This window comes from Corynebacterium sp. HMSC074H12 (assembly GCF_001813755.1).
Taxonomy (GTDB): Bacteria; Actinomycetota; Actinomycetes; order Mycobacteriales; family Mycobacteriaceae; genus Corynebacterium; species Corynebacterium hiratae.
In genome coordinates, this window is the sequence record NZ_KV813929.1 from 26,623 (window position 1) to 46,273 (window position 19,651).

The 19,651-nt window shown below is 63.3% G+C and carries 23 protein-coding genes; 20 read left to right on the top strand and 3 right to left on the bottom strand.

Annotated elements, in window-relative coordinates; translation table 11 throughout:
- Nucleotides 1-39: 39 nt before the first annotated feature.
- From rplU to HMPREF2932_RS09015, 20 genes are all read left to right on the top strand, one after another.
- Nucleotides 40-345 (top strand): 50S ribosomal protein L21, encoded by a 306-nt coding sequence (rplU, locus tag HMPREF2932_RS08920; RefSeq protein ID WP_010190885.1) that lies wholly within the window; start codon nt 40-42, stop codon nt 343-345.
- Nucleotides 346-388: 43 nt separating this feature from the next.
- Nucleotides 389-667, top strand: coding sequence for a 50S ribosomal protein L27 (gene rpmA / locus HMPREF2932_RS08925; protein WP_010190882.1), 279 nt, complete (start codon nt 389-391; stop codon nt 665-667).
- A 160-nt stretch (nt 668-827) separates the two neighbouring features.
- Nucleotides 828-2,357 carry a GTPase ObgE gene (obgE, locus tag HMPREF2932_RS08930; protein WP_049157130.1) on the top strand — a complete coding sequence of 510 codons (1,530 nt, stop codon included), beginning with the start codon at nt 828-830 and terminating at the stop codon, nt 2,355-2,357.
- Nucleotides 2,358-2,448: 91 nt separating this feature from the next.
- Entirely contained in the window at nt 2,449-3,609 is a 1,161-nt protein-coding gene (gene proB / locus HMPREF2932_RS08935) for a glutamate 5-kinase (protein WP_232751595.1), read from the top strand.
- Nucleotides 3,609-4,538: a D-isomer specific 2-hydroxyacid dehydrogenase family protein gene (locus HMPREF2932_RS08940; RefSeq protein WP_071410009.1), complete on the top strand. Its 930-nt coding sequence runs from the start codon at nt 3,609-3,611 to the stop codon at nt 4,536-4,538. The genes proB and HMPREF2932_RS08940 overlap by 1 nt, the downstream gene beginning before the upstream one ends.
- Nucleotides 4,539-4,553: 15 nt before the next feature.
- Nucleotides 4,554-5,459 carry a D-isomer specific 2-hydroxyacid dehydrogenase family protein gene (locus tag HMPREF2932_RS08945; RefSeq protein WP_071410010.1) on the top strand — a complete coding sequence of 302 codons (906 nt, stop codon included), beginning with the start codon at nt 4,554-4,556 and terminating at the stop codon, nt 5,457-5,459.
- The gene (locus HMPREF2932_RS08950) at nt 5,459-5,965 is read left to right on the top strand and encodes a DUF1707 SHOCT-like domain-containing protein (RefSeq protein ID WP_071410011.1); all 507 of its coding nucleotides are present in this window, start codon (nt 5,459-5,461) and stop codon (nt 5,963-5,965) included. The genes HMPREF2932_RS08945 and HMPREF2932_RS08950 overlap by 1 nt, the downstream gene beginning before the upstream one ends.
- Before the next feature lie 74 nt (nt 5,966-6,039).
- Nucleotides 6,040-7,308 (top strand): glutamate-5-semialdehyde dehydrogenase, encoded by a 1,269-nt coding sequence (locus tag HMPREF2932_RS08955; RefSeq protein WP_071410012.1) that lies wholly within the window; start codon nt 6,040-6,042, stop codon nt 7,306-7,308.
- 102 nt (nt 7,309-7,410) lie between these two features.
- On the top strand, nt 7,411-8,802 hold the full coding sequence (locus HMPREF2932_RS08960) for an RNA-binding domain-containing protein (RefSeq protein ID WP_070509975.1): 1,392 nt from the start codon (nt 7,411-7,413) through the stop codon (nt 8,800-8,802).
- 193 nt (nt 8,803-8,995) lie between these two features.
- A complete protein-coding gene (locus HMPREF2932_RS08965) occupies nt 8,996-9,901 on the top strand; it encodes a cutinase family protein (protein ID WP_070701349.1) in 906 nt (301 codons plus the stop codon).
- A gap of 10 nt (nt 9,902-9,911) precedes the next feature.
- Entirely contained in the window at nt 9,912-10,760 is an 849-nt protein-coding gene (locus HMPREF2932_RS08970; RefSeq protein ID WP_070754964.1) for a cutinase family protein, read from the top strand.
- Nucleotides 10,753-11,370, top strand: a complete 618-nt coding sequence (nadD, locus tag HMPREF2932_RS08975; RefSeq protein ID WP_049156470.1) for a nicotinate-nucleotide adenylyltransferase — start codon at nt 10,753-10,755, stop codon at nt 11,368-11,370. Before HMPREF2932_RS08970 ends, nadD begins: the two co-directional genes overlap by 8 nt.
- Nucleotides 11,371-11,466: 96 nt before the next feature.
- A complete protein-coding gene (gene rsfS, locus HMPREF2932_RS08980; protein ID WP_046648992.1) occupies nt 11,467-11,934 on the top strand; it encodes a ribosome silencing factor in 468 nt (155 codons plus the stop codon).
- Nucleotides 11,931-12,629 (top strand): histidine phosphatase family protein, encoded by a 699-nt coding sequence (locus HMPREF2932_RS08985; protein WP_070517903.1) that lies wholly within the window; start codon nt 11,931-11,933, stop codon nt 12,627-12,629. Before rsfS ends, HMPREF2932_RS08985 begins: the two co-directional genes overlap by 4 nt.
- Nucleotides 12,629-13,417 (top strand): DegV family protein, encoded by a 789-nt coding sequence (locus HMPREF2932_RS08990; protein WP_046648993.1) that lies wholly within the window; start codon nt 12,629-12,631, stop codon nt 13,415-13,417. Before HMPREF2932_RS08985 ends, HMPREF2932_RS08990 begins: the two co-directional genes overlap by 1 nt.
- 104 nt (nt 13,418-13,521) lie before the next feature.
- Nucleotides 13,522-14,124, top strand: a complete 603-nt coding sequence (locus HMPREF2932_RS08995) for a ComEA family DNA-binding protein (protein WP_071410013.1) — start codon at nt 13,522-13,524, stop codon at nt 14,122-14,124.
- A complete protein-coding gene (locus HMPREF2932_RS09000) occupies nt 14,121-15,371 on the top strand; it encodes a ComEC/Rec2 family competence protein (RefSeq protein ID WP_071410014.1) in 1,251 nt (416 codons plus the stop codon). Before HMPREF2932_RS08995 ends, HMPREF2932_RS09000 begins: the two co-directional genes overlap by 4 nt.
- The gene (gene holA / locus HMPREF2932_RS09005; RefSeq protein ID WP_071410015.1) at nt 15,368-16,315 is read left to right on the top strand and encodes a DNA polymerase III subunit delta; all 948 of its coding nucleotides are present in this window, start codon (nt 15,368-15,370) and stop codon (nt 16,313-16,315) included. The genes HMPREF2932_RS09000 and holA overlap by 4 nt, the downstream gene beginning before the upstream one ends.
- Before the next feature lie 11 nt (nt 16,316-16,326).
- Nucleotides 16,327-16,695, top strand: coding sequence for an ankyrin repeat domain-containing protein (locus HMPREF2932_RS09010; protein WP_046648995.1), 369 nt, complete (start codon nt 16,327-16,329; stop codon nt 16,693-16,695).
- Complete coding sequence (locus tag HMPREF2932_RS09015) at nt 16,692-17,333, top strand: LysE family translocator (protein ID WP_046648996.1); 642 nt, start codon at nt 16,692-16,694, stop codon at nt 17,331-17,333. Before HMPREF2932_RS09010 ends, HMPREF2932_RS09015 begins: the two co-directional genes overlap by 4 nt.
- On the opposite strand, the gene HMPREF2932_RS09020 is transcribed toward HMPREF2932_RS09015, so the two are convergent.
- From HMPREF2932_RS09020 to rpsT, 3 genes are read right to left on the bottom strand one after another with little or no spacing between them, the layout of a single operon-like run.
- Nucleotides 17,330-18,508: a type II restriction enzyme gene (locus HMPREF2932_RS09020; RefSeq protein ID WP_246818650.1), complete on the bottom strand. Its 1,179-nt coding sequence runs from the start codon at nt 18,506-18,508 to the stop codon at nt 17,330-17,332. The genes HMPREF2932_RS09015 and HMPREF2932_RS09020 overlap by 4 nt on opposite strands.
- The gene (locus HMPREF2932_RS09025; RefSeq protein ID WP_046648998.1) at nt 18,501-19,310 is read right to left on the bottom strand and encodes a DNA adenine methylase; all 810 of its coding nucleotides are present in this window, start codon (nt 19,308-19,310) and stop codon (nt 18,501-18,503) included. The genes HMPREF2932_RS09020 and HMPREF2932_RS09025 overlap by 8 nt, the downstream gene beginning before the upstream one ends.
- Nucleotides 19,311-19,574 (bottom strand): 30S ribosomal protein S20, encoded by a 264-nt coding sequence (gene rpsT / locus HMPREF2932_RS09030; protein WP_010190855.1) that lies wholly within the window; start codon nt 19,572-19,574, stop codon nt 19,311-19,313. It lies immediately after the preceding gene.
- Between the last annotated feature and the right edge of the window lie 77 nt (nt 19,575-19,651).

Genomic DNA, 19,651 nt, shown 5'->3' on the forward strand with positions numbered 1-19,651 from the left:
GCTGCTAGCGAGCCGAGTTTAGATAAGGGGTAGCCCTCTATGTACGCGATCGTCAAGACCGGCGGAAAGCAGTACAAGGTTGCTGAAGGTGACCTCGTCAAGGTCGAGAAGATCGAGGGTGAGCCGGGTTCCTCCGTTGCTCTCACCCCGGTTCTGCTCGTCGATGGCGCAACCGTCAAGTCGAAGGCCGCAGACCTCGAGAAGGTCTCCGTCTCCGCTGAAATTGTCGAGCAGGGCAAGGGCCCGAAGATCGACATCCTCAAGTACAAGAACAAGACTGGTTACAAGCGTCGCCTCGGTCACCGTCAGCCGGTGACCACGCTGAAGATTACCGGTATCAAGTAAGCCTTAACCGGCACTAATTCATCCCTAAAGGAGGGAAAACCACATGGCACACAAGAAGGGTGCTTCCAGCTCCAGCAACGGTCGCGATTCTGAGTCCAAGCGTCTCGGCGTCAAGCGCTTCGGTGGTCAGCAGGTTAAGGCCGGCGAGATCATCGTGCGTCAGCGCGGCACCAAGTTCCACCCGGGTGAGAACGTTGGTCGCGGCGGCGACGATACCCTGTTCGCTCTCGCTGCAGGCTCTGTTGAGTTCGGCGTCAAGCGTGGCCGTCGTCTGGTCAACATTGTTCCGGCTGAAGAGGCTGCTGCAGAAGCAACTGCCTAAGAGCTTCATGGCTTAATCCCGAGCGTTTGCTCGGGATTTTGTCGTTTTCACGCGGCCGGCGTGGCGGGAGAGCGTGGAGAAGACTAAAGGGGCCGTGGGCTTCAGATCCCCGGCAGTGCTCAACTAGGACGGTATGCCAGGAACCGTTAGACTAACGGGCATGGCACGATTCATTGACCGAGTGGTTTTGCACCTGCAGGCAGGCGATGGCGGACACGGCTGCGCCTCCGTTCACCGCGAAAAGTTCAAGCCGCTCGGCGGGCCCGATGGCGGCAACGGCGGCCACGGCGGAGACATCTTGCTGGAGGTCTCAACCCAAATCCATACGCTGATGGACTTTCACTACCGCCCGCACATCAAATCCGAGCGTGGCGGCAACGGTGCTGGCGACTGGCGCAACGGCGCGCGCGGCAAGGACCTCATTCTGGAGGTGCCGGCAGGCACCGTGGTCTATACCGAGGATGGGGAGATGCTCGCGGACCTCACGGTCCCGGGGACCCGCTTCGTGGCTGCGGAGGGCGGTTTCGGCGGACTTGGTAACGCAGCACTGGCCTCGGCTGCTCGTAAGGCTCCGGGCTTTGCGCTGCAGGGAGAACCTGGTGAGGCGCGCGATCTCATCCTGGAGCTGAAGTCCATGGCGGACGTCGGCCTCGTGGGCTTTCCTTCCGCGGGTAAGTCCTCCCTTATTTCTGTTCTCTCGGCGGCCAAGCCGAAGATTGGTGACTATCCTTTCACCACCCTCCAGCCCAACCTGGGCGTAGTGGACATGGGCCATGAGTCTTTCACCATGGCGGATGTTCCGGGCCTGATCCCTGGGGCCGCCGAGGGCAAGGGCTTGGGACTCGACTTCTTGCGCCACATCGAGCGCACCGCGGTCCTGGCCCACGTGGTGGATACCGCCTCCATCGAGCCGGGCCGCGATCCGCTCTCTGATATCGAGGCCCTCGAGACCGAGCTGGCCAAGTACCAAGAGCTGCTGGAGCAGGACACCGGCCTGGGGGATCTGCGCGAGCGCCCGCGCGTCATCATCCTCAACAAGGCGGACATTCCCGAGGCCGAAGAGCTAGCAGAATTTGTCAAAGGTGACCTCGAAGAGAAGTACGGCTGGCCCGTCTTCATCATTTCCGCAGTCGCGCGCAAGGGCCTCGACCCGCTGAAGTACAAGCTCATGGAGATGGTCAACGAGCACCGCAAGGCTCAGCCCAAGGTCGCCGCGGACAAGAACCACACCATTATTCAGCCGAAGTCCGTGGGCAAGAAAAAGAAGGGCAGGTTCGCCGACTTCACCGTCACCCCAGACCCCGAGGTGGAGGGCGGCTTCATCGTCGAAGGCGAAAAGATCGACCGCTGGATCCGCCAGACGGACTTCGAAAACGACGAGGCCGTGGGCTACCTTGCGGACCGCCTTGCCAAGGCCGGTGTCGAAGAGGAACTGCACCGCCAAGGCGCGCAGGAAGGCTGCCCCGTGACCATCGGGGACATCACCTTCGAGTACGAGCCCATGGCTGGTGGCCGCGCGACCGACGCTGGCCGCGGACAGGATGGCCGCCTCATGAGCACCGAGCGAGTCTCGGCTGCCGAGCGTAAGCGCGCTTCCCAGGCGCGCCGCGGTCTCGTCGACGAGTTCGACTTTGGCACGGATGGGGAGGTCACGCGCGAGTCCGCAAACCGCGATCGCTGGCAGGGCTAGCCCGGTATACTGAGCCGGTATGTCATCCGAACACGACAACCAGATCGACTATCCTCTTCCCCTCGAACCCTTTGAGGGTCCAACCCCGGACATGGACTATCCGGAGACGACCACGCTGTCGGAAAAATCCAGTGGTTTTTCCTCACCCCTGCGTGAGGAGATCTCCAAGGCCAAGCGCATCGTCATCAAGATCGGCTCCTCGTCGTTGACGCGCGATGACTTCGTGACCTCGACTGAGAAGATCGACAAGATCGTTGACGCTGTGTGCGCCCGCATGAATGTCTCGGACATCATCATCGTCTCATCCGGTGCGGTGGCTGCGGGCATGGGCCCGCTGGGCCTGACCACGCGCCCCACCGATCTCGCCACCAAGCAGGCAGCTGCCGCGGTGGGCCAGGTCCACCTCGCCTACGAGTGGGGCGTATCCTTCGCCCGCTACAACCGGACCATTGGGCAGGTGCTGCTGACCGCGTCGGACGTCGGCAAGCGCGATCGCGCCCGCAACGCCCAGCGCACCATTGACCGCCTGCGCCAGATGCGCACGGTGCCCATCGTTAATGAGAATGACACCGTCGCGACCTCCGAGATGCACTTCGGTGATAACGACCGCCTCTCCGCGCTCGTGGCCAACTTGGTTGGCGCGGATGCCCTCTTCCTCTTCTCCGACGTGGACGGCCTTTATGACAAGAACCCGGCGGAGCCCGATGCCAAGTTCGTCGAGGAGGTGCGCACCGGCAAGGACCTCAAGGCGGTTGTTGCTGGTGACGGCGGCAAGGTCGGCACCGGTGGCATGGCCACGAAGGTCTCTGCTGCGCGCTTGGCCACCCGCGGCGGCATTCCCGTGCTGCTGACCTCGGCGGATAACATCGGACAGGCGCTTGACGACGCCTCCGTAGGCACCGTCTTCCACACCCGTGAGGAGCGCCGCCTGTCTGCGTGGAAGTTCTGGGCGCTCTACTGCGCGGATACCGGCGGCTCGCTGCGCCTCGACGAGGGCGCCATGGAAGCCGTGGTCCGCGGCGGAAACTCCCTGTTGGCCGTGGGCATCACGGATATCAAGGGTGAGTTCAGCGCCGGTGAGATCGTGGACATTATGGGCCCCAAGGGCCAGGTCATTGGCCGCGGTGAGGTGGGCTATGACTCCGCCACGCTGCGCAACCTGCTGGGCAAGCACACCGAGGAGCTGCCGGAGGACATGCGCCGCCCGGTTGTTCACGCCGACTACCTGTCCAATTTCGCGTCCCGAATTTAATGCGCTATTTCATGGGCCCCGATGTGTGGGCAGCGACCGTGGCAGATATCGACGCAGCCGGGCACGAGCGCGTGGAGAGCTTGGCGGAAGCCGAGGTCTTTGTGAACACCGCCTCGGACCCGGCGCAGACCCCGGAGATTCCGGAGAATATCCAGTGGGTGCAATACTGCTTCACCGGGGTTAACCGGCACATCGAGGCCGGGCTTATCCGGCGCGATGGCCTGCCGTGGTGCAACTCCGCCGGCGCTTTTGCCAAGCCCGTGGCGGAATCCGCGCTGGGGTTGATTCTCTCCCAGGCGCACCACCACAAGGCTTTCGCCCTGGCGAAGTCGTGGTCGGTGGCGCGTGAACTCGATGAATCCCAGGCTTGGCTCTATGACCAACAGGGGCCTACGCGCGTGCTCATCGTGGGCGCGGGAGGAATCGGCACGCAGCTCATGGCCTATCTCCGGCCCTTTGGCGTGCACATCACCGCGGTGAACCGCTCGGGCCGCCCAGTGGACGGCGCGGACGTGACCCTGCCCATCGAGCGCGTCGATGAAGCATGGGGCGAGGCGGATTTCGTGGTGAGCATCCTGCCGGCGACGGCCGCCACGAAAGCTCTCTTTGACGCCGCTGTGTTCCGCGCCATGAAGCCCTCGGCGGTGTTTATCAACGTCGGCCGCGGCAGCACCGTGGTGACTGATGATCTCGTGGATGCACTGCGCACGGGCGAGATCGCCGGAGCGGGCCTCGAGGTCATGGATCCGGAGCCGCTTCCGGATGGCCACCCGCTCTATGAGCTTCCCAACGCCACGCTGACCCCGCACATGGCGGCATCGGATCACGTGGCCCAGTACCACTTGGGTGCTATCTTCAATGCCAACGCCGCCGCATGGGAGCGCGGCGAGGATATGCCCACGCGCGTCGATCCAGACGCCGGTTATTAGTTAAGGAGGATGTGCATGAAGTACGCCATCGAACCACACCCCTGGGAGGAAACCATCGAGGTGCTCGATGCCGCGGGCTTTGAGCGCGCCCCGCTTGATGAGGCCACCTTCCTCATCTACACCGGCAACGGCACTGACTTCCCGGACCCGCTGCCGGAGAGCATTGGCTTCGTGCAGATTCCTTCGGCGGGCGTGGATCACGTCTTGGATGCCATGAAGGCGACCACCGTGCCGTGGTCGAACGCGGCCGGGGTATATGACAACACGGTGGCTGAATCCACCATCGCGTTGCTCCTGGCGCAGCTGCATGCGCACCGCCGCGTCAACGGCACGTTTGATTCTTATGCAGAGATGGAGGCGCACACGTCCTACCTCTACGACGACAAGACGGTGGCCATTATTGGTGCCGGTGGCATTGGCAAGCGCCTGATCAGCATGCTGTCTGGTTTCGGGCCGCGCATCATCGCGGTGAACCGCTCCGGCAACCCGGTCGAGGGCGCGGAGGAGACTTACCCGATTTCTGAAGTGGACAAGGTCTGGCCGAAGGCGGATTACTTCGTCCTTATCGCTCCGCTGACCCCGGAGACCCGCCACATGGTGGATGCGGAAGCTTTTAAGCAGATGCCGGATCACGCGGTCGTGGTCAACGTGGGCCGCGGCCCGCTCATCAACACCGAGGACCTCCTCGCAGCACTCGAGTCGGGCGAGATCGCGGGTGCCGCACTCGACGTCACCGACCCCGAACCGTTGCCGGAGGATCACCCGCTATGGCAGGATAAGCGCGTGGTTATCACCCCGCACATTGCCAATACGCAGCGCTCCGTGCGCGAGAAGATTGGCGCGCACACCATCAAGGTGGCCAAGGCTTTCGCGGCGGGGGAGGAGCTGCCCACTCTGGTTGACCCGAAGGCAGGTTATTAATGGAGAACCCCGATATCCGCGTTGGTGATGCGGAGCGCTCTGAGGCCCTGGAGCAGTTGAGCCAGCACTTCGTCAACGGTGCGTTGGGCCCCGATGAATTTGAGCAGCGCACCGGCGAGGCTGCCGCGGCGCGCACGCGCGGAGACGTCGAAAAGCTCTTTGCGGACCTGCCGGAGCTTTCCACCCCAAGCGCCACAACACCCGCACGCCGCCACGAGGCGGAGTTGGAGGACATGCTCTCCCGCGGACGCAAGGTGCAGATAGTGGATTCCGTCATTTGGTCAGTGGCGATGATCGCGCTCTTCCTGGGCCTCTTCGTCTTTGACTGGAGCTATTTCTGGATCTCGCCAGTCATCGCGTTCTTCGCTTCCTGGGCTGCGCGCGGGGTGCTGAAGTTCAGCGAGTCGGATGAAGAGCTCTTCGATGAGCTGTCCGAAGGGGAAAAGAAAAAGCGCGCTGAGCGCCTGCGTGCCGCCGCTGAGCGCCGCCGCGAGCTCGAGGCCTAACTAAGGGCCGATCCGCGCCCATAGCTGCACAAAATCCCTGACAAGCGGGCAGACCTTCCGTACGCTGGTATAGCATGAGCAACACCGAACGTGAAGAAGTTCTGTCCAAAGCCCGCGCCGCCAAGGCGGTGGCGCCACAGTTCGCGCAGCTGCCCACCCCGCGCAAGAATGAAATCCTGAACCGCGCCGCCGAGAACCTCATCGCGCACACCGAGGACATCCTCGCTGCTAACCAGCTCGATATCGAGGCCGGCCGCGCTAATGGCATGTCCGAGTCCCTCGTCGACCGCCTGTCGCTGGACGCCGCCCGCATCGAGGGCATTGCCGGCGGTCTGCGCCAGGTAGCTTCCCTCCAGGACCCGGTAGGGGAGATTCTGCAGGGCCGCACCATGGATAACGGCATCCAGATGAAGCAGGTCCGTGTGCCGCTCGGCGTGATGGGCATGGTCTACGAGGCCCGCCCCAACGTCACCGTTGATGCCTTCGGCCTGGCCCTCAAGTCCGGCAACGTGCCGCTGCTGCGCGGCTCCAAGTCCGCGAAGAACTCCAACGCTAAGCTCGTGGAGCTCCTCCAGGACACCCTCGTGGAGTTCGATTTGCCGCGCGAAGGCGTGCAGCTTTTGCCCTGTGAGACCCACGATTCTGTGCAGGACCTCATCACCGCCCGCGGCTTGGTGGACCTGGTCATCCCCCGTGGCGGCGCGCGCCTCATCAACGCTGTGGTGGAAAACGCCACCGTCCCCGCCATCGAGACCGGTACCGGCAATTGCCACTTCTACGTCGATGCCTCCGCTGACCTGGACAAGGCCATCGATATGGTGATCAACGGCAAGACCCGCCGCACCTCGGTGTGCAATGCCACGGAGGGTGTGCTGATCGACGCCGCGCTTGACGACGCCTCCAAGCTCCGCATCATCACCTCGCTCCAGGAGGCAGGCGTCACCATCCACGGCGATGTGAAGGAGCTCGAAGCCTTCGGCGTTAAGGACGCCGTGGAGGCCACCGACGAAGAGTGGCGCGAAGAATTCCTCTCCATGGATATCTGCGCCAAGGTCGTCGACGGTGTTGATGGCGCCATCGCGCACATCGCCGAGTACACCACCGGCCACACCGAAGCCATCGCCGCCCAGGACGCTGACGTGCTGCTGACCTTCGCCAACGAGGTGGATGCTGCGGCTGTCATGCTCAACGCCTCCACCGCGTTTACTGACGGTGAGGTCTACGGCATGGGCGCAGAAATCGGCATTTCCACTCAGAAGTTGCACGCGCGCGGCCCGATGGCTCTGCCGGAGCTGACGTCTACCAAGTGGGTGCTGCAGGGCACCGGCCAGACGCGCCCCTAGAGGCGGCTCGAAAGCTACTCGAAAGCTACTCGAAAGGAATTTTTCGAGCCTGACCTGCGCAAAACATCCTACTCGAAAACTTTTCGAGTAGGATGTTGCTCTGTGAGCGTAACTCGAAACTTTCACGAAGAGCCACAGCTGCTCTTGAGCGTGCCCGAAGATCAGTGGTTCGATCGTAAATCGTTCCGAATCAAGCCCAAGGATTTGGCAAAGACAATCGTCGGAATGGCTAACGCTGAGGGTGGCATTGTTGCCGTGGGGATTACGGATCGTGAGTTTGACGGCCGCCCCACAGCGGGGCAGGGGAACGATTTGCGGCAGACCGCGTTGGACCATACGGATCCGACCGTTAAAGTTCGCATTGAAACGCTCGAAATTGACGAAGGCGTAGAGGTGTTCCTCTTTCATATCCTGCCCAGCGAACGTGTTCACTATTTGAGGTCGGGGGAGTGCTACCTGCGGGTGGGAGACGAGTCTAGGCATCTCAAGGCCGATGACATCCTCGAGCTTCGATACACCAAGGGCGAGCAGCAGTACGATGCTACTGTGCCGGCGCATGCTAGCTCAGAAGATCTCGATATGTCCTTAGTCGAAAATTACGCTGACATTATCGGTTCGTCTTCCGGCGTAGATTCACTCAACGCGCGGAATCTGATTGACCGCCAGGGGCGTCCGCGGACCGCCGCGCTCTTGCTGTTTGGAAAGAATCCGCAAGAGTTTTTCCCGAATGCTCACATCCGAGTACTTCGCTTCGCAGAAGATGAGCGCCTGCCAGGTCAGCAACAGCAGTTGATGGAAGACCGTCGCTTTGATGGTCCGTTGCCTGATCAGATCCGTGCAGCACAAGAGGTAATCGGTGGGATGCTGCCGACGGTTCGTAGGTTGTCGGGGGCGGGGTTATTTGAGGACGAGAATCTCATTCCGCATGATGTGTGGCTGGAAGGCCTAGTTAACGCTGTTGTGCACCGTTCATACAGTATGTCGGGTGATCATATTCGATTTGAGGTGTACCCCAGTCGGATTGAGATTTCTAGCCCCGGACGTTTTCCGGGTCTTGTTGATCCCGCTAAGCCTGAATCGATAGCACGTTTCGCGCGTAACCCCCTCATTGCACGCGTTACTGCTGAGTTACGCATAGGCCAAGAACTGGGCGAGGGCATCCGGCGTATGTTCGCTGGTATGCGCCGCGTCGGTTTTGCTGATCCCTCTTATGTGCAGACCAGTGGCAGCGTTGTTCTGACGTTGAAGGCAATTCAACGATTGAACGAGCAAGTGCTGCAGGATTTGCCCCGCCATGCTGAAGGGGCGTTGGCAGCGTTGGAAACGAGCGCACGTCCAATGTCTACGGGAGAAGTGGCCGAAGCTCTTGGCGTGTCAATTCCATCTGTGCGTCGTGCATTGCAAGCCATGCGTGACAAGGGGCTTGTGAAATGGAGGGGTAATGGTCCGCGCGATCCGCGGGCAGTGTGGTTTGTTGAGGGGCCTTTTGGGTGAGCTGAGTAGAGCTCGAAAGCTACTCGAAAGCTACTCGAAAGGAATTTTTCGAGCCTGACCTGCGCAAAACATCCTACTCGAAAACTTTTCGAGTAGATTGTTCGCCTTGTGTGGGGTTCGTGCTGCGCGGCGGGACAGGACTGGGTACTCTAAAGCGCGGTAATAACAAAGAACTGATTGGTGCCTTCCGCTCATGCTGTCCCGCATTGCTTCCTCCGTCGCCGCCGCCGTCGTGGCCGCGGCCGCCCTCATCGTCCCGAACACCGTATCTGCACCCGCCGCGCATGCCGACGAACAGTGCCCCGCCGTGGTCGTCGTCGCCGCGCGCGGCTCCGGCCAGAACGGCCAGATCTATCCCACGCAGTACTCCAACCAGGGTGGCCGAGCCTCCAATGGGTGGGAAGGCGAATCCATTCGCGCTATGTTGCACGGCGCTGAAGCGCGCTATCAGGCAACACACGGTGGCAACTCGCTGATGAAGGATGTCTACGTGCTGGGGCTGGAGCCGCAATACTATCCGGCGACGTACCCGGAGTATTCCGTGCCGAACGAGTCGCTTCCCACCACCGCGGCCGACTTGGTGCGCCTAGCCGCACAGTACGCCAACCCGGTCATCAACACCGCGGTCTCCGCCATCAACCAGTTCATGTACTCCGTACAGACCGGCAAGCGCGGCGTGACCAGCGCCATCAACAACTACGAGGCCGCTACCGGCTGCCACCCGCAGTACATCCTGTCCGGCTACTCCCAAGGTGCTATGGTCCTGTCCAACCACGAGCTGGAGCTAGCCCACCGCGGCCAGCTCGCCGGTGTCGTGACCTTTGGCAACCCGCTGACCCGCGCCGGGGATCCGGCCGTTGTCGGTGCGACCCAGGGTGCGGGCGGCCCGATGGGCCACTTCCCGCAGATGCGCGCCAACGTCAACCGCGTGGACTACTGCCTGCCCCTCGATGCCGTGTGCGATCTCTCCGCCCATACCCTCTACGCCGCTAAGCCCACTGGCGGCTCCCACGGCCAGTACTTCTTCACCTACCACGAGTGGGATAACCAGGTCTACGATTCCATCGGCCGCATGGTAGACAGCGTTCGTTTCCGCTAAACAGGAAAGGGTGAAGCCTCTTTCTCTTAGCATGTGTGCCGCGCTTGGCGCAGCAGCGTTTCTCCTGAACGTTCCTGCGGCCTCGGCGGGCGGTATCGACACCTGCCCCGACACCGCGGTGCTTGTCGCGCGCGGCTCGGATCAGAACGAGGAGCAAGGCGAATACGTGGGCCCGCAGTGCTACTCCGCGCGTGCGCCAGAATCCACGGGCTTTGAGGGGCGTAACTTTGCTGCGCTGTTTCACCAGGTCGAGCAGCGCCACCCGGGCGCTATGGATGGCGTTTATGTTCTGGCTTTGGACCCGGAGGCATACCCCGCCGCCATGAACCTGCCGCCCTTGGCGCAGGAGGGAGAGGTCCTCAGCCCGCGTGACGTCGTGCGGCGAATCCTGGAGATCCTCCAGCAGCACCCCATTGGGGACTTGGCGTATTCGGTGACGCTGGGGGCCGTCGATAGTCTGCGCACCGGTGTCCGCAACGCCCCAAAGGTGGCCGAAGACTATGAAGCCACCACCGGCTGCCGCCCGCGCTGGGTGGCCGCCGGCTACTCGCAGGGCGCGCTCGTCGCGACAAGCGCCCAAAGCTACCTCGCTGATACCGGGCGCCTGCATGCAGTGCTGACGTTCGGCAATCCGCTCCACCAAGTACCGTGGACCAAGAACCGCGCCGGGCTACCGGAGCACCGCTCCGTCGATTATTGCTTGGACGGTGACTTCGTCTGCGACTTCTCCCCGGAAGCCGCCAACCGAGCGTTAGCCACGAAGGCCAAGCGCCATGCCTCCTACTTCCTGGGGGAGCCTACCGAGCAGGACGTGCAGGTCATTGATGCTGTGGCCGGTATACTCACCAGCCATGACTAGTCCACAACGCATCGGCATCATGGGTGGCACCTTCGATCCGATCCACAACGGCCACCTCGTCGCTGCTAGCGAGGTAGCCCACCGTTTCCGCCTCGATACGGTGGTCTTTGTGCCCACCGGCCAGCCCTGGCAGAAGGCAGATAAGCAGGTCACCGCCGCCGAGCATCGCTACCTGATGACCATGGTGGCCACCGCTTCAAACCCGCGCTTTACCGTCTCCCGCGTAGACATTGACCGCGAGGGCCCCACCTACACCATCGATACGCTGCGGGACTTGCGCGAGCTTTTCCCCGATGCCGAGCTCTACTTCATTACCGGTGCGGATTCTGTCGCTTCCATCATGAGCTGGCGGAACTGGGAAGAGATGCTGGAGATGGCGCACTTCGTTGGCGTGACCCGCCCCGGCTACGAGCTACGCAAGGACATGTTGCCGGAGGGCTCCCAAGACGACATCGAGCTGATCGAGATTCCCGCCATGGCCATTTCCTCCACCGATTGCCGCGCCCGCGCCGAGCAGGGCCAGCCGGTGTGGTACCTGGTGCCGGATGGGGTGGTGCAATACATCGCCAAGAATCACCTCTACAGCCCGCACCCGGAAAAACCGCTGTAGTATCCGCGCAGAGGCGGGGGGAATTCGACTAGGAAAATGCGCCTTGTCGTGTAAGACTAGAGTTCTTAAGAGAAAAGTACTTGTGTAGGGATTGTCATGTCGATTACTGATGAAGCACGCCAGATGGCGGAAACCGCCGCCTTGGCTGCGGATGAAAAGCTGGCCACCAACATTGCCGCTATTGACGTTTCCGACGTGCTGGCGATTACCGAGGTCTTCGTCTTGGCCTCCGCCGATACCGAGCGCCAAGTGGCGTCCATCGTCGAGGAAGTCGAGGACGAGCTGACCAAGCAGGGCTTTGAGCCCAAGCGCCGCGAAGGCAATCGTGAGAACCGGTGGGTCTTGCTCGATTACGGCCCCATCGTGGTCCACGTCCAGCGCAACGATCAGCGCGAGTTTTACGGCCTGGATCGCCTCTACCACGACTGCCCGCTTCTCGACATCCCCGGTCTGGACACCCCGGAACGCCCCGGCGAGTGGTCTGATGAAGTCAACCCGCGCGACGTGGACTCGATCGATGAGATTCCCCTGGCCCAGCCAGAGCCGGAAGATGACGAATTATGACCCGCCGTCTCCTCCTCATCCGCCACGGGCAAACTACCTACAACGCCACCGGACGGATGCAGGGGCACCTGGACACCGAGCTGTCGGACGTAGGGTACTCCCAAGCGCGCGCTGCTGCTGACCTGCTCGAGGATAAAGGCATCACCGCGGTTGTCGCCTCGGACCTCATCCGTGCCCGCGAAACCGCTGAGATCATCGCCCGTCACTTGGGGCTTGCAGTAACCGTCGATAAGCGCCTGCGTGAAACCCACCTGGGGGAGTGGCAGGGGATGACCTCCGCCGAGGTGGATGAGCAGTACCCCGGGGCGCGTGCGCTGTGGCGCCACGACCCCACCTGGGCGCCGCCGCAGGGCGAAAGCCGCGTCGATGTGGCCAACCGAGCCCGCCCGGTCATTGATGAGCTCATGCAGGAGCACTCCGACTGGGATGAAGGCGCGGTGCTTGTCGTCGCGCACGGCGGCGCCATTTCCGCGCTGACCTGCCACCTTTTGGGCCTTGAGCATCACCAGTACGGGATTCTTTCCGGTCTGAAAAACACCCATTGGTCGCAGCTGACCGCGCGGCCTGAGTTCGACGCCGCTCGTCCGCTCTCCCCGCTGGAATTCACCCCGGAGAACGTCAGCCGCGCCCAGTGGTACTTCGACGGCTGGAACATGGGCGGCGCCGTTGTTGGTGGCGCCGGGGCGGACGTCTAGTGATTCGCGTCGTCACCGATTCCGCCGCGGGGTTGCCGGCGGATATCGTCGAGGAGCTCGACATCTGCGTCGTGGACCTGCACGTCATGGAAAGCCACGGCAAGGATGGCGCGGAGCTGTCCACCTCGGGTCTGACTGCCCTCGAATTGGCCGCTTTATACGGCCGTCAGATGGAGCGCTCCGGCGATGACGGGGTGCTAGCCATCCACCTGTCGAAGGAACTGTCCTCGACGTGGTCGGCGGCGGTGACTGCCTCCGGCGTTTTCCCCGACACCGTGCGCGTCATCGATTCCGGCACCGCGGGCATGGTCATGGGTGCCGCTGCCATGGCCGCAGCGAAGCTTGCCCAGGAAGGCGCCTCACTCGACGAGTGCTATGCCGCCGCCATCAACACCCTCGAGCGCGGGCACACCTTGGTCTATCTCAGCTCGACGGAGGAGCTGCGCCGTTCTGGGCGCATGTCCGCGGCCACGGCGATGCTGTCGACCGCGCTGCTGGCCACCAAGCCAATCATGGCGATTGAGGGCGGCAAGCTGGAGATGGTGGGCAAGACCCGCACCCAAACCAAGGCCTTTACCAAGCTCGTGGATCTGGTGGCCTCCCGCGCGGAGGGCAAGCCGGCGTTCATCGTGGTCCAGTACAACGAAGACAAGGTCTCGGCCCGCCGGCTGGAGGACCTGCTGCGCTTGGCGTTGCCGGATTCATCCTTCATGCTGGTGCCGCTTACCGACGTCCTCGCGGTCCACGTCGGCCCCGGAGCCATCGGCGTCTCCGCGGTCTTTAGCTGACGGCGGAGCCGAGCTAAAGACGTTGTTGATGTCTTCAACAAGTTATCCACAGGCTGCGGCTTAAGCCCTCGACGGGGGTGCGGGCGCTGCGTAGCGTCGCGGGCATGAACGCCATTGCTGATCGCCTCCGTGACCTCACCCGCCCCACCGGGGAAGAAGAACTGCTCAACGTCGACTTTCCGCGCGTGCGCGTGCCACCCTGGCTGGCGCTTGTCGTAGCGGGGCTAGCCGGCGTTGCGCTCCTCGCCTGGCTGGGGCTGAGCCGCAGCGCGGAGAACCCTTATGAGGTGGCCGCGCCGAGCAGCGAGGTGGCGGCCGACATCGTGGTCTCCGTCGTGGGCGACGTCGAGCAGCCGGGCCTGGTGACCTTGGCACCGGGCGCGCGCATCAACGACGCCCTTGAGGTGGCGCGCCCGCGCGTGCCCACCGATAACCTCAACCTGGCGCAGAAGCTTAACGACGGCGAACAGATCACCGTCGGCGCTCCTCCCGCTGCCCCAGGTGCCGCGGGCGAAGACACTATCTCCCTCAACTCCGCCACCGCGGAGGAACTCACTGAGCTTCCCGGGGTGGGGCCGGCCACGGCAGCAGCAATCATCGCGCACCGCGAGGAAGTCGGGAGCTTTACCACCGTGGAGCAACTCATGGACGTCTCCGGCATCGGCCCGGCGAAGTTCGCGAAGCTCAAGGACAAGGTTCGGCCGTGAGAGAGCTGCGGCTCGTACCCGCCGCGGTGGTCGCATGGTTGGCCACGCTCGCAGTACTTTTCGGCTACCCCTGGCTGCTGGGTGGGCTCGTGGCGTTCGCGTTCTTGGGCGGGCAGTGGCGCGGCCAGGGCATCTTGTGCGCGGCGAGTGGGGCCATCTTCGCCACCCTTGCGCATGTGCGCTCGGTGCGCGCGGCGGGCTTTCATTTTGGTTCGGAGGTGACGGGAAAACTTGCCGCCGAGCCCACCCAGACCGCCTCCGGATGGATGGTGCGCTTGCGCGTGCCCGGCTATCCGGCGCAGCTGCCGGTCTTCCTCAAGGAGGAACCGGAGGCCTTCAGCGGCTCCCTCGTTACGGTGCACGGTCACCCCGGTCCGTCTGACCGGGTAGGGGTAGGGCAGACCGTCTTCAGCGGTGAACTCACCGCGCACGCCCATAGCTGGACCGCCGCGGTGGCGGAGAACTTCCGCGCCGTGTGCGATAACGGCCTTATCCCTGGCATGGTGCTGGGCGATACCAGCCTGCAAAGCCCCGAGGACAAGCAGCTTTACATCGACACCGGGCTGTCGCACTTGAGTGCCGTGTCCGGCTCTAACGTCGCCATCGTGTGCACCGCGGCCGCGTTGGTGGTGCCGGGGCCACGGATGAGAGTGGGGGCGTCGGCAAGCGCGTTGGCGTTGTTCGTGGCACTGGTGGGATGGGAGCCCTCCGTCCAGCGCGCCACCGTCGCTGGGCTGGCGGGGCTGGCGGCGGTGCTCAGCTCCTCGAAGATGGAGCCGCTCCATGCCCTGGCTCTTGGAGTGCTCTTTCTGCTCGCGGCGGACAGCGACCTAGCGGTCAGCTTCGGCTTCGCGCTCTCCGTGGCGGCGACCGCCGGCATCGTAGTACTCAGCCCGCTGCTGTTGCGCGTGCTGGGCACAGGTATTGTCGCCCGCGCCTTCGCCGTGGCCATCGCCGCGGATATCGTGACCATGCCGCTCATCGCGCTCATGTCCGGGCGGGTCTCGGTGGTCTCTGTCATCGCCAATGTGCTGGTGGCTCCGGTCGTGCCGGTCATCACCGTCGTGGGGCTTATCGCCGCCGCCCTGGCGCAGGTGGGGCTGGGCAGGCCGCTTGTGATCCTCATTGAGCCCTTGGCGGATTGGATCCACTTTGTCGCCTCCTCGATGCCCGTGACCACCGTGACCGCCGGCCCTATCGCGGTGCTGTTGCTCGGCGGGTGGATCATCGCGGCGTTGCTAAGATGACAGGCATGTCTTCAGCCCCCGTGCACCTCATCCTCGGCGATGATGAATTCCTGGCCGAGCGCGCCCGCCTGAGTATCCAACACGGCGAGGTAACCAAGCTCAAGGCCTCCGAGGTCAGCGAAGGCGAAATCCTGGAAGCGACCAGCCCCTCCCTGTTTGGGGAGGACCGCGTCATCGTCATCAGTGATGTGGAGCGGGCCGGCAAGGAGGTCACGACGATCCTCCTCGACGCCTGCGCCGACCCGATGCCCGGCATCACGCTCATTTTGATCTACTCGGTGACGGCGAAGACGCTGAAGAAAAAGAAGAAGCCGCCGGAGCTCATCGCGGCGCTGCGCAAGGCGGCCGAGGTGCATGAGGTCTTTTCCCTCTACCCGAACGAGCTCGCGCAGTGGGCCACCCGCGAGTTCGCCTCGCACGGGGTGCGACCGACCCCGGATGTGGTGCAGGCGCTTCTCGACGGCGTCGGCTCCGACCTCCGCGAACTCGCCTCCGCCATCTCGCAATTGGTCTTCGACACAGGTGGCAAGGTAACCCGCGAGGCGGTGCACGCGTATTACGTGGGCGTGGCTGAGGTGGCCAATTGGGATATTGCGGATGCTGCTGTGGCTGGCCGCGTGGAGGCGGCGGTCTCCACGTGCCGTCGGGCGCTGCAGTTAGGGGCGAGCCCCGTGGCCATCGCCTCGGCGCTGGCTAACAAGGTGGGCAATATCGCGCGGCTCTACTCCGCGCGCGGGGATCAGTACTCGCTGGCTTCCCAGACCGGCATGGCGCCCTACGCGGTAAAACTCACCCAACCGGTGGCGCGGCGCTGGTCGGGGGAGAACATCACCAAAGCCGTGATCCTCATGGCGGAGCTGGATGCCGCGGTCAAGGGCCAGGGCGGGGACGAGGACTTCGCCATCGAGGCGGCCGTTAAACGGGTGGCGGAGCTAGCGCGCTAGACTAACCCTCCATGGATGACATCCAGAACTTTGCCACCAAGCTTTTTGACTTTGCCCGCAACGGCGATGCCACGCTGCTCGAGTACATCAAGCAGGGCGTCAACGTGGACATGGTGAACCAGGACGGGCAGTCCTTCATTATGCTTGCCGCCTACCACGGCCATGCGGAGCTGGTACGCCAGCTCGCCGCGGCGGGGGCCGACGTCAACCTCCTTAACGACCGTGGCCAGTCGCCATTGGCCGGAGCGATTTTTAAGAAAGAAGACGCGGTGATCGACGCCCTCCTCGACGCCGGCGCCGACCCCTCCGCCGGCCAGCCTAATGCCCTCGACTCGGCCCGCATGTTCGGCCGCGAGGACCTTCTCGAGCGCCTGTCATGAGCTGGTCCGCGTTTGCGGCCATCCTCCTGATGAATCTCGTCGGTGCGGCAGCACCCGGCCCGGACATCGTCCTAGTGACGCGCTATGCCACGCGCTCGCGCCGCCACGCCATTGCGGCGGCGACGGGCATCCAGGTAGGCGTGCTGTTCTGGTGCACGCTGACCGTGTTCGGTGCGGCCGCCCTGCTCACCGCCTTCCCCGGCGTCCTCTCGCTGATTCAGGTGATCGGTGGCTGTTTCCTGGTGTTTATGGGCGTGCTCTCCATTCGCTCCGGGCTGGAGCTGCGCAAGCAGCCGCCCGTCGATGAGGAGGAGGCGGCCGCACGCTTGGGGTCGGTGGGCAAGGTCTTCCGCACGGGTTTGGCTACCAACTTGTCCAACCCGAAGATCGTGCTCTTCCTCGCCGCTATGGTCGCCCCGCTGCTGCCGCCGCACCCGCCGGTGTGGGTATCGGTGGCACTGGTGCTGAGCCTATCGCTGTCGAGCTATCTGCTCTTCGTCTTTCTCTCGACGGTTATTTCCACCCGCGCGATTCGCCGCCGCCTCCTGGCCGCCGGCCCGTGGATCGACATAGCCTCCGGCGCCTTCTTCGTGGTGGCCGGCTGCGCTCTGGTGTGGGCCGGCATCCAGGCTGCCTAGGCCTGTTCCAGCAGCTCCGCGAGCCACTGCGACCATGCCGCCACCGTGGCGGAGCGGCGGCGCAGGGTCGAATCACCCAGGCCCAGGTTCGCCGCGCGCATGAAGACCATTGCCTCTTCTTTATCCACCGCTCGGCCCGTATCCACGACGTGCCGCACCATGTCCCGGAACACCGGGCGGCAGGCCAGTGCCTCGATGAGGGTGAGGTTGCGTTCATCGCGGGTGCCGTTGAGCTTGCTCAGGCCCAAGTAGCGGGCGGCGTTGGTGTAATAATCCGCCTGGCGTGGAGTAAAACCAAATTCCTCGGGCATCTCCGCCTTGGGCACAGGGTTCTCCAGCAAGCTGATGACCCGCGCAAAGGAGTCCGCCTGGGGAAAAGGAACGCGCGTGCCCTCGACCTGTGTGCGCTCCAGGACCGCGCGCACCGTCGCATCAGTTACGCCGGACTCGCCCAGAACATAGCGCGCCGCGCTTACGAGCTCGATGCTGCGGAAGTCCTCCGGCTGTCTAAACGCGTAGCGGTAGAAATGGAAAATGCCGTTGGAGTAGACCAGGTACACCGGCACCACCTCTTTATCCAGAGCCAGCGAGAAGCGGCGGAAAGGGAAATAAAGCTGGCGGATGTTGAAGTCGGGGGAGAGGTGGTTCTTCGCCTCCACGAGCACGAGGTGTTCGGCGGATTCGAAGCCGGCATCGATCTCCATCTGGGCGCGGTCCACCACCACGTCGCGCCCGCCGATACGCATGGGCAGCGTGAGCGTCGACATGCGCCCGCTGACCGTCGGCACCAGCTCACCGCCCAGGAAATCTTCGAGCATGCCGCTTAAGCTCGCCGCGGTCAGTGCCGCTGCCTCCGAGGTCAGGTTCTCGAAGTCAATGGACTGGATGTGGCTCGGAACTGGCATCGACTTCAGCGGCCCGGCCTGCTCCGGGAAAGGCTGGTACAGGTCAAAGCGGCCAATCAGGTAGGCATCGCGGCGAATCGGCAGCATGGACAAACCGTGCTTTCGAAACACCTCGGGGCGCGCCGCCGAAAAGTCATGCTTGGCCATTAACCGCGGCTCGCGGCCCGATAGCTCCTTCAGCTTCGCGGCGGGCAATACCACAAAGCCCTGGTCCGCGATGTCGGCGGCGATGTGGGGGTAGACGAGGTCCCAGGCGGCGTCGTTAAGCATAATTGCGCACGAGCACCTCATCGACCTTTCCGCGCTTCGAGGCCACGGAATTCACCGCGCGCGTGGCCCCCACGATGTCGATGTGGTAGTCCGCGTACAGCTCCTTGATGAAGTCCGTCGCGGAATTCGACAGCAGGAACTTCACCCCGCGGGCGTTGAGGTCGTCGCAGGTTTCCTTCAGACGAATCTGGTCCGCGCGGCCAAAACCACCCGATTGGTAGCCGGTGAAATTGCTCGTGGGGTTGACCGGATCGTAGGGCGGGTCGAAGTAAACGAAATCCCCCTCGTTGGCCTCCACCGCGGCGTAGTCGCCGTTATAAAACGTCACGTCGTGGGAGGACAGGTACTCCGAAACCGCACGCAGATTGGGCTCATCACAGATCTTCGGGTTGGCATAGCGGCCAAACGGGGCATTAAACTGGCCGGCGTTATTCACCCGGTAAAGCCCGTTATAGCAGGTCTTATTCAAGTAAATCGTGCGGGCAGCGCGCTCGACGGGGCTCAAGTGCGCAAACCCCGGCTCGCGGTCGCGGGCGCGCATCTCGTAGAAGAAATCCGAATCATTCGGATAGCCCTTTAACAGGGCGATGAGCTCGTCCACGTTATCGCGGACCACCTCGTAGACGGTGATGAGCTCGGTGTTCAGGTCATTGACCCGGGCGCGTTCGGGCGCCAAAGAAAAAAGAACCGCTCCGCCGCCCAAGAAAGGCTCGACATAAGTATCGAAGCTCTCGGGCAGCACGGAGTGGATAGCGGGTAGCAGCTGGCGCTTTCCCCCGACCCACTTCAGGAGCGGTTTCATTTAGGCCATCTTGTTGAAGGCGGTGGCCATGCCGGACTTCTTGTTAGCCGCAGTGTTGCGGTGGAAGACGCCCTTAGACACGGACTTGTCCAGTGCGCGGGAGGCAACGCGCAGCTGCTTCTCGGCTGCAGCCTTGTCACCAGCGGCGACGGCCTCACGGAACTTGCGGATCTCGGTACGCACGGCGGAGCGTACGGACTTGTTGCGCTGACGAGACTTCTCGTTGGTCAGGATGCGCTTCTGCTTGGACTTGATGTTTGCCATCGTTATACCTCTTAGAGTCGTAGGAATGTGCAACCGAGGAAGGCGGACCCAAGGTCCTGACCGCCAGCGTGCCCCGG